Source organism: Limnothrix sp. FACHB-1083 (assembly GCF_014696485.1).
In the GTDB taxonomy this organism is placed as follows: Bacteria; Cyanobacteriota; Cyanobacteriia; order CACIAM-69d; family CACIAM-69d; genus CACIAM-69d.
In genome coordinates this window covers 29,791-42,381 of the sequence record NZ_JACJQD010000011.1, presented here as the reverse complement: position 1 = coordinate 42,381, position 12,591 = coordinate 29,791, and the positions used below count along the sequence as shown (strand labels likewise).

Here is a 12,591-nt window from a genome sequence, read left to right as displayed (position 1 = left end):
ACAGATGGAGCGACAGGACGAAGCAAACGAATAGCAACAAAAATTGCGACTCCCTATCCTACCGCGCCGGGTACGCACCACCGATCGTCACCGGTTCACCGGGCGATCGACCCAAATACCCATCCCTGGGCGATCGCACCACCACCTCCGTAGGGGCGCAACGCCTTGCGCCCTCCGGTTCGATCGCCTCAGAGAGGACTAAGCGCAACGCCTTGCGCCCTCCGGCTTGCGGGGATTTAACCTGCATTAATCCGGCATCACCAGCCCCTTGCTGGCCAGCCACTCCGCGTTATACAGCCGCGACTGATACCGCGACCCGCCATCGCACAGCACCGTGACGATCGTGTGGCCCGGCCCCAGTTTTTCCGCCAGCTTCACCGCCGCCCCCACATTGATGCCCACAGAGCCGCCCATAAACAGCCCCTCCTTTTTCATCAACTGAGCCAGCACCGCCAAAGCTTCCGGATCCGTCACCCGAATCGCATCATCGATCGGCACACCCTCCATATTCGCCGTCACCCGCGAATTCCCGATCCCTTCCGTGATCGAGTTACCCTCCATCGTCAGCTCCCCGGTTTTCGCGTAACTATAGAGCGCGCTGCCCATCGGATCCGCCAGCACCATTTGCGCTTGGGGGTTCTGCTCCTTCAGGAACATCGCCACACCCGCGTAGGTGCCGCCCGTGCCCGTCGCCGCCACCCAAGCGTCCACCGTGCCGTCCGTTTGCGCCCAAATTTCCGGCCCCGTCGTTTCGTAGTGGGACTGACGATTTGCCAAGTTGTCGAACTGGTTGGCCCAAATGGCGTTCGGGATTTCCGCCGCCAACCGACCCGACAGCTTCACATAGTTATTAGGATCGCGGTAGGGCACAGCGGGCACGGTCTTCACCTCCGCCCCCAGCGTCCGCAGCAGGTCGATTTTTTCCTGGGACTGGGTATCGGGAATCACGATCAGGCACTTGTAGCCCTTGGCGTTGCAAATGTGGGCGAGGCCGATTCCGGTGTTGCCTGCCGTGCCTTCCACCACCGTGCCGCCGGGTTTCAGCAACCCGCGCCGTTCCGCATCTTCAATAATGTAAAGGGCCGCCCGATCTTTAACCGACCCACCAGGGTTCAAAAATTCCGCTTTACCCAGGATTTCGCAGCCGGTTGCGTCACTAAAGCTGTTGAGCCGGATCAGTGGAGTATTACCAACTGTCCCGACGAATCCATTTTTGATATCCATTGCTCGGGGTCTAACGGCGATTTGGTGACTCAATTTACGGTGAGTTTGACTCGTTTATTCACAGTACCGGAACTTGGGAATTGTACCTAGAGCCAAATCCTAGGCGATCGCCCCTTGATTGACCCACCCAAGTTATCCATGCTAGCGTCAAACGGCAGTCTGTCCAAATAACCTGTGATCCATGACACAGGTTTGAATCCACCGAGCCAACTCAAAAGAAATTCATCGAAATCTATCAGTTGCCCAAAGTCTTTAGGCTGATTCCACCTGAGTCTTCATGCATTGTCTCCATGCTTGGAATGACATGCCTAGAGCTATTGGTTTTGGTGATTGCAAAATCAATAGCAAAATGAAGAAACTTTTTGGCAATTCGTCAAAAAATTTCATCAGTCATGGTTAGCCAACCTCAAGGCAGACGTTTTTAGCTGAAGGGCAATTAGACCAAGTTTGGATTTTTTTGAGTAGACACTTGATTGGATTAAGTCGCTTTATGTCATTGATAAACGACATGGACAAATTGCAACTTTCACTATCTCGTAGTCAACGCTTAATCGATCGGCTCTGGTCTTTAAGTCCAATTGAAGCAGGGCGATCGAGCGGGGGAACCAGCCTAAATTTTGGGGCGAATCTTGTGCTGCAAGAAGGCTACTTCCAAGCCTAGCCCGTCAGCTAACCTCGTCAGCCAATGGAAGGAGAATCGGAAATGCTAGAGCAAATCGGAAACCTAGACGCTTGGATTGCCGGAATTGTCTTCATCACCGTCATTGTGGTGATCATGACGGAATGGATTCACCTCACGGTTGCAGCTTTTTTGGGAGCACTGGTGTTGGTGTTTGCCCACGTCATGAGCTTGAAAGAGGCGATCGGGTACATCAGCCAGAGCCATGGAACCCTCGCCCTCTTCTTGGGGGTCATGATTTTGGTGCGGGCCTTTGAACCCACCAAAGTTTTTGACTATCTAGCCACCCAAATGGTGATTTTGGCCCAAGGCAAAGGCAAAAATTTACTGTTAGGGATTGTGGGCATCACAACGCCCATTTGTGCTGTTTTGCCAAACGCCACCACAGTCATGTTGTTGGCTCCTTTAATTCCCCCATTGGCAGAAGAAGTGGGCGTAGATTTCGTGCCCCTTCTGATTTTGATGGTTTTTGTGGCCAACAGTGCCGGACTTTTAACCATTGTGGGTGACCCAGCCACCTACATTGTTGGGGACGCAGTAAATTTAACCTTCACCGAATACCTAACTCGCCTCAGCCTAGGGGGTGCTGTGGCGATCGGGGTGATTATTTTGCTGCTTCCTATTCTGTTCCGAACCACTTGGAAGAAAGAGCTGAAAAATCTGGACGACTTGCCCCATCCCAAAATTAATCACCCGCGCACATTAGCCTTTGGTGGTCTGATTGTGCTGCTCGTGTTGGTCTTTTTTGTGATTGGTGAGTCGTTGCCCATTCCTGTTTCTCCCGCCGCCGTTGCCCTCCTAGGTGCTGCGTTAGCCTTGCTCTTAGCCCATCACAGCAAAATTGACACCGTTAATAACATTTTGCGAGATGTGGATTGGAGCACATTGCTGTTTTTCATGTCCATTTTTGTGCTGATCGGTGGCCTGCAAAAAACTGGCGTGGTCAGTCTTTTGTCAGGAGCCTTGGCAGCCATGCTCGGAACCAATATTTTCTTGGGTTCGATCGCCCTGATTTTCTTTGTGGGCTTGGTGTCTAGCGTTGTTCCCAATATTCCTTTGGTCGTGGCAATGGTTCCCCTGCTCAAGGAATATGTGGTGAATGTAGGGATGGCTGGGCCAGAAATTTTGGCGCAGGATTATTCTGGGAGCTTTCCTCCACAAGTGTTGCCCCTGTTTTACGCAATGATGTATGGGGCAACCTTGGGAGGAAATGGAACCCTAGTTGGCGCTTCTTCTAACATTGTGGCGGCTGGAATTGCTGAATTGCACGGCAAAAGCATTTCTTTTCACCGCTTTTTGAAGTATGGAATTCCGGTGATGTTAGCCCAATTAGTTGCTGCTTCTTTGTATATGATGATTCGGTTTTTGCTACCGGGTCAGTCCTAAGTTTGTCTACTAACTTAAAAGTAACGAGTAGAATACGGGCTGGCAATTGTCAGCCCATTTTTATGATCATTTTGCTTACTTTTAGTATAGAAATTAGAGTGTTTATTTCGGTTTTAAATATGAATTTAAGAGCTAATCTAAGCCAATTAATATAAAACACATTACGTATTTTGACTTTAATGTTTTTGTCGTTTATTTAGGAAGTTTTGGAACTACATAGTTAATTGATTTGTCAGACGATTTTATAGTGCTATTGCTGTTCTAGTAAATGTTTCAGCGATTGAGATAGAGGTATTAAGTCCGTTTGTACAACATCCCAAATAACTTGGACATCAACACGATCATATTGATGCGCTAAAATGTCTCGCATTCCTGCCATTCCCTTCCAATCAATGCTTGAATGGGTTGCTCTAAACTCTGAAGATAGACGCTTGGTTGCTTCACCAATAATGATCAGAAAATAAAGAATGGCAGCTTGCTTCTCTCGGTTGGTAGATAGCTGATCTAGGCTGACACCAGCCATCGAGCACAAAATCTCTTCGATCGCTTGGAGAATATCAACGATTGCATCCCTATCTCGATTTCTGTCCATAAATCCACATCGCTGAATCTAGAATGTCATTTCTTCGACTTAAGTTATGGCTAGTCAGGACTTCCTTTAATAAGATCAAGTCAACGGATCGGTGACATAAGGCTTCTAATTCTATTGCCATTCTTGCTCGTCGCAGTAAGCTCATATTTGCGTTTGGCAGATAGCAAAATAAGAAATCTGCATCACTAAGATTTTTTCCATCAGATCGAAAATCGTCTCGCAAAATTGAACCAAACACGGCTAATTCGGCAATCTGCCACCGAATGCAGAAATCCTTGAGCTGTTCGGGGGTGATGGTTAGGCGATTGTAGACTTCTTGAATTGATATTATGTCAGTTTTCATATCATTTACTCTCTGAACTAGTGATAACAACTGGGACATTAACTTAGATCATTAATGGGCTATGAATTTTGAGGTGGCCTTGGTAGTAGTGGCTCAATCTGTCGCAAAACATCAGGCAATTTGACCTCAATGATGGGCTTCAGTCGCTCAAAGTCAATACCATCATAATCATGTACGATCACATCTCTTAAACCTGCCATCTCTTTCCAAGGAATATCAGGGTGAGCATTGCGAAACGTCATTGACAATCGTTTGGTCGCTTCGCCAATAACAATCAGACGACGAATGACAGCATCTTGATTTTTGACAGATTCCAGGAACTCACCCCAATTAGGGATATATTCCATGATTAACTGAATGGAGTCGGCAATATCCAGTAAAGATTGATCATCTCTAGATGCACTATTTTTGGGCATATAGAATCATCTCTGAATTTAAGATTTCTTGGCGGCGCAGCCAATTACGACTATTTTTAATTCCTTGTTTGCTAATCAAGTCAATTCTTCGATGGCAGAGCTTTTCTAGTTCTTCGCGCATCTGCATGATGTCGAAAAGGCTATGACTTGAAGACTGATTCAGGCTGTAAAGCAAATCAATATCACTGACATCATCTCCGCGATCGCAGAAATCGTCTCGCAAAATTGAACCAAACACGGCTAATTCGGCAATCTGCCACCGAATGCAGAAATCCTTGAGCTGTTCGGGAGTGATAGTTAGGCGATCGTAAATTTTCTGAATTGAGATTGCATCAGTTGCCATACTCCTGCTCCACTGATGACCGATTGCGAAGGCTGCCCATTATTCTAGCCGCGCTGATTGTCAGAGATGTGAGTACTACGACATTTCAGCGCAGACGATGGCTTGCGTGATGGGCAATGGATCGGGAGGGGTTTAGGATTGCTGGAATTCTAAGAGATTGCCGTCGGGATCGGGGGCAAAGATGGCGGCGCGACCGGAGGCGCTGGCTTGCCAGGAAATACCCGCTTCGGTGAGTTGGGTTTTCAGGGCTTCTAGGTCATCCACCGCGATCGCCAGGTGGGCATTGCGACCCCAACGATCGTCCTGAATCGTGTTCACCACCCGGGGCGCAACAATCAGGTGAATTTGCCAATCATCGATCGCATACCAAAGACCGGGAAATTTCAAGGGGCGATCGATCAATTCCAGCCCCAACAATTCCCCGTAAAATTCGGCGGCGTGATCGAGATCGGTCACATTCAACGCCACATGTAGCCCCCGGATTACCGCCACGATCGCCTACCTCCGAATGTCGTAACCAAACAAATTGGCATCCACTTCCATTAGGTTAATATCCGCCAAGCCGTATTCCGCCCAGCGCCGATCAACCGTGGCGGCCACCTCCGGATCGGATTCCAAAACCTTGCCCCACTCCCGATCGATTTCGGGATAAATCTTATCGGTGGCATCGATGCCCATCCGACTGCCGAGACCGGCTTTTTCGGTAGCGAAATCCAGCGAATCCAGGGGATTTTCCGGCAGGATAAACACATCCCGATCAGGGTCAACCTTGGAGCAAACGGCCCACATCACCTGGCGCGGATCGCGAATATTAATCGACTTGTCCACCACGATCACAAATTTGGTGTAGGTGAACTGGGGCAAGGCGCTCCAAAACGCCAAGGCGGCCCGGCGAGCTTGACCCGGATAGGCCTTGTCGATCGAGATGATGGCCGCCTTGTAGCTCAACCCTTCCATCGGTAGGAAAAAGTCCGTAATTTCCGGCACTTGCGTCCGCAAAATCGGCGTGTAAATCCGGTTGAGGGCGATCGCCATCATCGCCTCCTCCTTGGGCGGTCGGCCGCTGAAGGTGGTGAGGTAAATCGGGTCCTTGCGGTGGGTGACGGCATGAACCCGCAGCAGGGGGCCGGGAGCCGCCGGGCCGTAGTAGCCCATGTGGTCGCCAAAGGGCCCGTCGATCGCCGTTTCCGAGGGGTCGATCGTCCCTTCCAAAATCATTTCGCAGTTGGCCGGCACTTCCAAATCCAGGGTTTTGCACTTGGTCAGGTGTACGCCGGAACCGCCGTAGAGACCCGCAAACAGCCACTCAGACAAGTCCACGGGGATTGGTGTGGCCGCCGCCATCAGCAACAACGGGTCAGCGCCCAGGGCGATCGCCACCTCTAGTTTTTGGCCCCGTTCCGCCGCCTTCCGCAGGTGGCGCGCGCCGCCCCGCACCGACAGCCATTGGACGGTCATCGTGTTGTTCGATTGCCGTTGCAGCCGGTAAACCCCCACATTCGGGATCTTGGTTTCGCAATCTTTGGTAATCACCAGCCCGAGCGTCACCACATGGCCCGCATCGTCGGGATAGGGGCGAATCATCGGAATTTCGTTGAGATTCACCTCTTCGCCCCGTTTCACCACCTGATGGCAAGCGGGAAATAGGTCGATATCGGGCTTGGCGCGCAACACATCAAACAGTACTTTGCCAAACTCGATCGCCTGGGAAATTTTCTTGGGTGGCTTCGGCTGTTGCAACAGGGACAGCTTGCGGCCCAAGGTTTCCAGCTCCCCGGGCGAGTCCATGTTCATAGCCCAGCAGGTGCGCTCCACCGTGCCCAACAGGTTCACGGCCACGGAGCTAGGGCTGCCTTTGACATTTTCAAAAAGCAGGGCCGGCCCGCCCGCCGCCAGCATCCGATTGGCAATTTCGGCGATTTCCAGGTTGGGATCAACGGGAACCGTAATCCGGCGCAGTTGACCGCGCTCATCCAAAAGCTTCAAGAAGCCGCGTAGATCTCGGGGCATGGGGCGATCGCGTGAATTGTCGAAGGGGTGATGTAACGAACCGTAACGATTCCCATTATCCCGAAATTCGGCACTGACCCGCCGTCCCAAGGGCGATCGCCCCCGATCGAGCCAGACCCAATCGGGCCGGGTATGATGGCCTGCTAGTTCGATCGCCCGTCCATCGCCTGTCACCCGTGAATCAGCCGAATCTTCCGCCCCATCTCCAAGGTCTGACCCGCAGCGAAGTGCTGGAGCGCCGAGCCGCCGGCCAGGGTAATGATGCCCCCCTGAAAACCAGTCGCTCCTATGCACAAATTCTCCGGGAAAACATTTTTACCTTTATTAATTTTGTTTTCGTTGCCATTAGTGTTGTTTTCTTATTTTTAGGCAGTTTTAGCGATGCCATCCTGGTGGCGGCGGTCATTTTGAGCAGCGTGGTGATTAACGCCATTCAAGAAGTGGCGGCCAAGCGCAAACTCGATGAAATTGCCCTTCTAACCCGGCCCAAGGCCACCGTGGTGCGCGAAGGCCGTGAACAGGATATTGACCCGAGCGAAATCGTGGCGGGTGATGTTTTAGTGTTGCGATCGGGCGATCAAATTTTGGTGGATGGGGAGTTGATGGCCGGGGAAATCGCCGCCGATGAATCGCTCTTGACAGGAGAGTCAGACCCCATTGAAAAGGAAACCGGCAGCCCTGTTTTTTCGGGAACCATTTGTTTAAGCGGTAGTGGCTATTATTTAGCCCAAAAAGTGGGCCGCAACAGCTTGGCCCACCAACTCACTGAAAGTGCCCGCACCTTTCGCCAGATGCTCACGCCCTTGCAATCGGAAGTGAATTTGGTGATTCGGATTTTTATGATCATCGCCTGCTTTTTTTGGGCCCTGGTGGCGATCGGGTTCATTGCCAAAGCCATTTCCTTCAATGAAACGGTACAGCGATCGGCCGTGATTGCCGGTCTGGTTCCCAGCGGTTTGTATTTAACCGTCACCCTGTCCTATGCCCTGGCGGCGGTGCGGATGGTGGGCAAGCGGGTGCTGATTCAACAGGCCAACGCCGTGGAATCCCTGAGCAATATAGATGTGCTCTGTGTGGACAAAACTGGAACCTTGACGGCGAACCGAATTCAGCTCACGGAACTGTGGCCGATCGCCCCCGGCCAGGACTTGGCCACCCTGACTCAGCAGGTGGGAACCTATGCCGCCAGCACCCGTTCCGGCAACGCCACCAGCGAGGCGATCGCCCTCGGTTGCCCCGCTCCCGGCCAAGAACCGCTCTATGAAATTCCCTTTTCATCAGCCCGCAAGTGGAGCGCGATCGCCTTTGGGCCTGACCCGATCGCCCCGCAAACCGCCGGGCCCGTGGCGGGATATTACGTCCTGGGTGCGCCGGAAATGGTGAGCGTGGGCCTGGCGGAACCGCTGCCCCCGGAATGGCGCGATCGGGCCCAGACCCTGGCTCGCCAAGGATTTCGGGTGTTGCTGTTTGCCGTCAGTCCCACCATTCCGCCCAAACCCGCCAAACGCGACAGCGCCCCCCTGCCCCAGGATTTGCAACCCCTGGGCCTGTTGGTGTTTAGCGACGAGCTGCGCCCCAGCGTGACGGAAACGCTCCAAGGATTTGCCGAGGCGGGCATTCGGCTGAAGATTATTTCTGGTGACAACCCCGACACCGTGCGGGCGATCGCGGCTCGGGTGGGTTTGGGCGAAAATCTGTCGGCTGTGTCCGGAGCCGACCTGGCCGCCATGACTGAGGCGGAATTTGCCCAAGCCGCGATCGAGCATCAAATCTTTGGGCGGATCGTCCCGGAACAAAAAGCCCGCTTAGTCACGGCCCTGCGACGTGCGGGCAATTATGTGGCCATGATTGGCGATGGCGTAAACGATGTGTTGTCTCTGAAGCAAGCCAACCTGGGCATTGCCATGGAAAGTGGCAGCAAAGCCACCCGCAGCGCCGCCGATATTGTGTTGCTGGGCGACTCCTTCGAGACCCTGCCCTATACCTTTTTGGAAGGGCAACGGATCGGCAACGGCATCCGCGATGTGCTGAAACTGTTTATGGTGCGGGTGTTTTGCGTCACCCTGTTGATTTTGTGTACGGGGCAAGTGCTGGGAACCTTTCCGCTGCTGAATAAACACAGCGCCGTGGTGACGATCGTGGCGGTGGGGCTGCCCACCTTTGGATTTCCCCTGTGGGCCCGGCCCGGGAAACCGCGCCAAAAGAGCGTCCTCAAGTCCATGCTGAATTTCACCTTGCCTGCGACCTTGACCCTCACCCCGATCGCGGTGGCGGTTTACTTGGGCTATCTGGTCACCACCATTTGGAACGCCACCCAAACGGGCGAAGAGTTGGTGGTTTTGAACGATGCGCTCTTGGCCGTGCCCCGCAGCGCCCTGGTGACGCTGTTGGTAAGCTGTGGCCTGTTGCTTGTGCCGTTTTTGAAGCCGCCAGCGGGGCCTTGGGTGGCAGCGGAGCCTCTCTGTGGCGATCGCCGCTATTCCCTGCTGGCCTTGGGCCTATTGGGGGTCTATGCCGGTTTGGTGGCCCTGCCGGGAACGCGCGAGTTTTTTGAGTTGGCGCTGTTGCAACCGGTGGACTATTTGCTGATTGGGGCGATCGCCCTGAGTTGGTGTTTGCTGTTGCGATATATCTGGCGATCGGGATTGTTTGATCGATTCTTGGGCTTCAAACTCAGCGATTGGAATCATTAACAGATCCCTAGGGCGATCGCTGGGCTTTTTTGCGCCAACGGATTGCCGGAATTTCGATCGCCCAGTAGGTGAAGCTGGCCAGGGCGATCGACCCTAAAAACACCAACCCCAACCGTTCGCCATAGGCCACCAAGGGCGATCGATTCGTGATCAACGGGCCGATCACTTTCAGTAAGGGATAGTGCCAAACATAAAGACCAAAAGACAACAACCCGAGCAATTCCCAAGCCCGGAGCGGATTAGCCGCCATGGCCAATCGCGAGAGCGGCCGGTTGCGCCCAGAACTGAAATAAACCCGTCGTTCAAAGGCAAAAATAAACAGCCCCGTCGCCAACACCGTCAGCCCCGGAGCCACCAACAACACCCGATCGCTCCCTTGATATTTCCACCAGGCGGCCAACCCATAAAGCAACACCATCGCCCCGATCGCCCAGCCTTTCCAGGGCAACCCCAGAATCGATCGGCCCCAAGCCAGGGCCACCCAGGGCCGAACCGGTAACCGTTGCCCTAGCTCGATCGGGTCTGTTTGCCCCTCCGCCGGGTCGATCGTTGGAGGTCGGTTTTGGTGCAGCTTTTGCATCAGCGGATTCAGCCAAAAACCCACCAGAAAGGCATCTAAATTGGCCGGCAAAAAAGTATAGATATAGCGAATAAAATAGGGATTTCCCTCTGTGCTGCCCAATAATTGTTCAATTAACTCAAAAACTCCGAACCGATAGAGCATTAATCCACTGGTCACCGCTGCCATGGCCACCAGTAATAATTGCCCGGTTTTCAGCCAGCGCCGACTCGCCCAAAAAATAAGAGGGGCGATCGCATAAAATTGCACTTCCGTGGAAAGCGACCATAGGGGTGCATTAAACTCAAAGGGCAAAGAATGCTCATAGGTAAAAGTCAGCAACCGCAGCAAATGCCCCCAATGATTGGGTTGCCAACTGTGGGGATAAAACACCGCTGCCGATATCAAAATACAGGCATAGTAAAGCGGCAAAATTCGAGTGGCGCGGTTTTGAAAATATCGAATGATCCCAGGTCGATCGAGCCGATAGCGTTCGGTATAAAATCCTTTGCCAATTAAGTAGCCCGACAAGCAAAAAAACACCCGCACTGCCACGCCCCCCGGCGCAAACAGCAGCCAACTCCAATCCTGTCCAGCCCAGACCAAGCTTTGGGCCGGCGGGCCGCAGTGGGCCACAATCACCAAACAGCAAGCCACCCCCCGCAAGGTCAGCAATGCATCCCAACGGTTGGGCGGGCGCAAACCAGAACCATCAGCAACCATGGCCAAGTGCCGCCAGCAAAACACTACGGTAAAGTAACACTACGGTTCGCCGCTGCTCGCCCGTCGCGCCCGGTTCAGTCTCTTTTTTATTCCAGTCTCTTTTTCATTCAGTTTTTCCGGGGACAATTCACCCATGCCTGCCCGTTGCGTTCCTTCCCGCACTGAATTTTCCCTGAATGGACTGCTGCGATCGCTGCGGTGGGCAATGTCAGCGGGGGCGATCGCCCTGGTCTTGGCCAGCGCCGGGGAAGTGGCACGCGCCCAGTTGCCTTTCCTGGATAACCTGCCGATTTTTGATATCTTTTCGCGGCCGGTTAAGGATGAATTTCCGCCCAGTCCGCTGGAACTGTTAGAGGCGGATCCGCTGCTGCCGGAGTTTCCCATGAAGCGGGAACTGTCGCCCACGGAGCGCGATCGGCTGCGTTTGGCCCTCGATGAATTGAACCTCCAGGCGGCGGCCACCCTGCGGGCCGGCAAAACCCTAGAAGCCTTCGCCCTTTGGAATCGAGAACTGCGATTGCGGCGATTTTTGGGTCTGTTTGAAGAGTTGCCGGCCCTGGGACGGGTGGGCGAGCTGGCTTGGCGGGAAGGGGCCGTGGAAGAAACGCGGGTGGTGACCGATCGAATCAAGGCGATCCAAGCGGGGCAAACGGGCCCCAAGCCGGTTTTGCCCGACGAACAACCGCTGCCCATCCCTGAAGATCCGGCCCTGCTGGAGGCCCTGGGCTTGGCCTATTACCAAGTGCGTGCGCCCAAGTTGGCCTTGGCGGTGTTGGAACCGCGCCTGTTGATGGCCAGAACGGCCGACGATCCCACGGGAATTGAAAAATATCTGGTGGCGATCGGCCAATTGCGAGCCAGCCTGTTTGAGGATGCGGCGGCTGTGGATGCCTACCGGGAGCTGCTGGCGATCGAGCGGGCCAAAATTGCTGCGGGTCGTTGGGTGGCGGTTCCCGTACCGCCGGGCACAGAACCCACCATTCCGCTCCATCGCCAGGCCGAGGTGCGCTATGCGCGGGAATTGGTGATGTTGCTGAATCGATCGCGCCAATGGGATGAGGCGATCGCCGCCCAGCGCGACTTGTTGGGGGTCTATCAGGAATTGGGGATTGTGCGGCTCATTCCGCCCTTGATGAGCGAGTTGGCCGCCAATTTTGACCGGGCCGATCGTGTGGAAGAGGCGGTGTTGCAATATCGCGAAACGGCCGCCGCCGCCCGCTCCATCAAGCAGTTGGGCATTGCCCGAGAAGCGCTCGATCGCCTGGCCACTCTCTATCGCAGCCGCCCCGCCTTTGCCGACAAGCCCGATCTGCTCGCCAGTCTTTACATCAGCCTGTTGGAGTTGGCCCGCGAGGCGGCGGACGGCTACGGGATGATGGACACCTACGAAAAGTTGGGTGATTTGTTTGTCAGTTTGAATCAACGCGATCGGGCCCGCATTGCCTACGAACAGGCGGTGATTTTGGCGAAGCAGTTGCAACACCGCGAAAGCTATTTCGCCCGCAAGCTCCAAGACCTGGGCCCCGCCCCAACCCCCTTCAACCAACCGTAGCGGACGAAAACTGGCGAAAGGCTCCCATACAAATGTAGGGTGCATGGGAGAACGCTGGGAAATCAACAACA

Annotated in this window: 12 protein-coding genes and 1 riboswitch; of the genes, 3 read left to right on the top strand and 9 right to left on the bottom strand. The window is 53.9% G+C overall.

All coding sequences use genetic code 11. From position 1 onward, the window contains the following. Nucleotides 1–58: 58 nt before the first annotated feature. Both H6F46_RS14440 and H6F46_RS14435 read right to left on the bottom strand, forming a co-directional pair. Nucleotides 59–247, bottom strand: a complete 189-nt coding sequence (locus tag H6F46_RS14440) for a hypothetical protein (protein WP_190355474.1) — start codon at nucleotides 245–247, stop codon at nucleotides 59–61. Beyond that, on the bottom strand, nucleotides 247–1,224 hold the full coding sequence (locus H6F46_RS14435; RefSeq protein WP_099534760.1) for a cysteine synthase A: 978 nt from the start codon (nucleotides 1,222–1,224) through the stop codon (nucleotides 247–249). The genes H6F46_RS14440 and H6F46_RS14435 overlap by 1 nt, the downstream gene beginning before the upstream one ends. Before the next feature lie 534 nt (nucleotides 1,225–1,758). After that, nucleotides 1,759–1,921: riboswitch (cyclic di-AMP (ydaO/yuaA leader) on the top strand. 6 nt (nucleotides 1,922–1,927) lie between these two features. Here H6F46_RS14435 and H6F46_RS14425 point away from each other — a divergent pair. Next, nucleotides 1,928–3,289: an ArsB/NhaD family transporter gene (locus H6F46_RS14425; RefSeq protein ID WP_099534766.1), complete on the top strand. Its 1,362-nt coding sequence runs from the start codon at nucleotides 1,928–1,930 to the stop codon at nucleotides 3,287–3,289. Between the two features lie 250 nt (nucleotides 3,290–3,539). On the opposite strand, the gene H6F46_RS14420 is transcribed toward H6F46_RS14425, so the two are convergent. From H6F46_RS14420 to H6F46_RS14395, 6 genes are all read right to left on the bottom strand, one after another. After that, nucleotides 3,540–3,881, bottom strand: a complete 342-nt coding sequence (locus H6F46_RS14420; RefSeq protein WP_099534759.1) for a DUF86 domain-containing protein — start codon at nucleotides 3,879–3,881, stop codon at nucleotides 3,540–3,542. Continuing rightward, the gene (locus tag H6F46_RS14415) at nucleotides 3,862–4,224 is read right to left on the bottom strand and encodes a nucleotidyltransferase family protein (RefSeq protein ID WP_190355535.1); all 363 of its coding nucleotides are present in this window, start codon (nucleotides 4,222–4,224) and stop codon (nucleotides 3,862–3,864) included. The genes H6F46_RS14420 and H6F46_RS14415 overlap by 20 nt, the downstream gene beginning before the upstream one ends. A gap of 59 nt (nucleotides 4,225–4,283) precedes the next feature. Then, nucleotides 4,284–4,640 (bottom strand): DUF86 domain-containing protein, encoded by a 357-nt coding sequence (locus tag H6F46_RS14410; protein ID WP_190355472.1) that lies wholly within the window; start codon nucleotides 4,638–4,640, stop codon nucleotides 4,284–4,286. Then, a complete protein-coding gene (locus tag H6F46_RS14405; protein ID WP_190355471.1) occupies nucleotides 4,627–4,983 on the bottom strand; it encodes a nucleotidyltransferase family protein in 357 nt (118 codons plus the stop codon). The genes H6F46_RS14410 and H6F46_RS14405 overlap by 14 nt, the downstream gene beginning before the upstream one ends. Nucleotides 4,984–5,115: 132 nt before the next feature. Continuing rightward, a complete protein-coding gene (locus H6F46_RS14400; protein ID WP_190355470.1) occupies nucleotides 5,116–5,475 on the bottom strand; it encodes a VOC family protein in 360 nt (119 codons plus the stop codon). 6 nt (nucleotides 5,476–5,481) lie between these two features. After that, nucleotides 5,482–6,993, bottom strand: coding sequence for a UbiD family decarboxylase (locus tag H6F46_RS14395; RefSeq protein WP_190355534.1), 1,512 nt, complete (start codon nucleotides 6,991–6,993; stop codon nucleotides 5,482–5,484). Between the two features lie 176 nt (nucleotides 6,994–7,169). On the opposite strand from H6F46_RS14395, the gene H6F46_RS14390 reads away from it, so the two are divergent. Continuing rightward, nucleotides 7,170–9,686: an HAD-IC family P-type ATPase gene (locus H6F46_RS14390; protein WP_347278339.1), complete on the top strand. Its 2,517-nt coding sequence runs from the start codon at nucleotides 7,170–7,172 to the stop codon at nucleotides 9,684–9,686. Nucleotides 9,687–9,693: 7 nt separating this feature from the next. Here the strand turns inward: H6F46_RS14390 and H6F46_RS14385 are convergent, their stop codons facing one another. Continuing rightward, on the bottom strand, nucleotides 9,694–10,968 hold the full coding sequence (locus tag H6F46_RS14385) for an acyltransferase (protein WP_190355469.1): 1,275 nt from the start codon (nucleotides 10,966–10,968) through the stop codon (nucleotides 9,694–9,696). Nucleotides 10,969–11,101: 133 nt separating this feature from the next. On the opposite strand from H6F46_RS14385, the gene H6F46_RS14380 reads away from it, so the two are divergent. Continuing rightward, the gene (locus H6F46_RS14380) at nucleotides 11,102–12,520 is read left to right on the top strand and encodes a hypothetical protein (protein ID WP_190355468.1); all 1,419 of its coding nucleotides are present in this window, start codon (nucleotides 11,102–11,104) and stop codon (nucleotides 12,518–12,520) included. Nucleotides 12,521–12,591: the final 71 nt, after the last annotated feature.

Excerpts from the sequence above, each read along its gene's own strand:
- H6F46_RS14440 (WP_190355474.1), bottom strand. The coding sequence starts at position 247 with ATGCAGGTTAAATCCCCGCAAGCCGGAGGGCGCAAGGCGTTGCGCTTA.
- H6F46_RS14435 (WP_099534760.1), bottom strand. The coding sequence starts at position 1,224 with ATGGATATCAAAAATGGATTCGTCGGGACAGTTGGTAATACTCCACTG.
- H6F46_RS14425 (WP_099534766.1), top strand. The coding sequence starts at position 1,928 with ATGCTAGAGCAAATCGGAAACCTAGACGCTTGGATTGCCGGAATTGTC.
- H6F46_RS14420 (WP_099534759.1), bottom strand. The coding sequence starts at position 3,881 with ATGGACAGAAATCGAGATAGGGATGCAATCGTTGATATTCTCCAAGCG.
- H6F46_RS14415 (WP_190355535.1), bottom strand. The coding sequence starts at position 4,224 with ATGAAAACTGACATAATATCAATTCAAGAAGTCTACAATCGCCTAACC.
- H6F46_RS14410 (WP_190355472.1), bottom strand. The coding sequence starts at position 4,640 with ATGCCCAAAAATAGTGCATCTAGAGATGATCAATCTTTACTGGATATT.
- H6F46_RS14405 (WP_190355471.1), bottom strand. The coding sequence starts at position 4,983 with ATGGCAACTGATGCAATCTCAATTCAGAAAATTTACGATCGCCTAACT.
- H6F46_RS14395 (WP_190355534.1), bottom strand. The coding sequence starts at position 6,993 with ATGCCCCGAGATCTACGCGGCTTCTTGAAGCTTTTGGATGAGCGCGGT.
- H6F46_RS14385 (WP_190355469.1), bottom strand. The coding sequence starts at position 10,968 with ATGGTTGCTGATGGTTCTGGTTTGCGCCCGCCCAACCGTTGGGATGCA.
- H6F46_RS14380 (WP_190355468.1), top strand. The coding sequence starts at position 11,102 with ATGCCTGCCCGTTGCGTTCCTTCCCGCACTGAATTTTCCCTGAATGGA.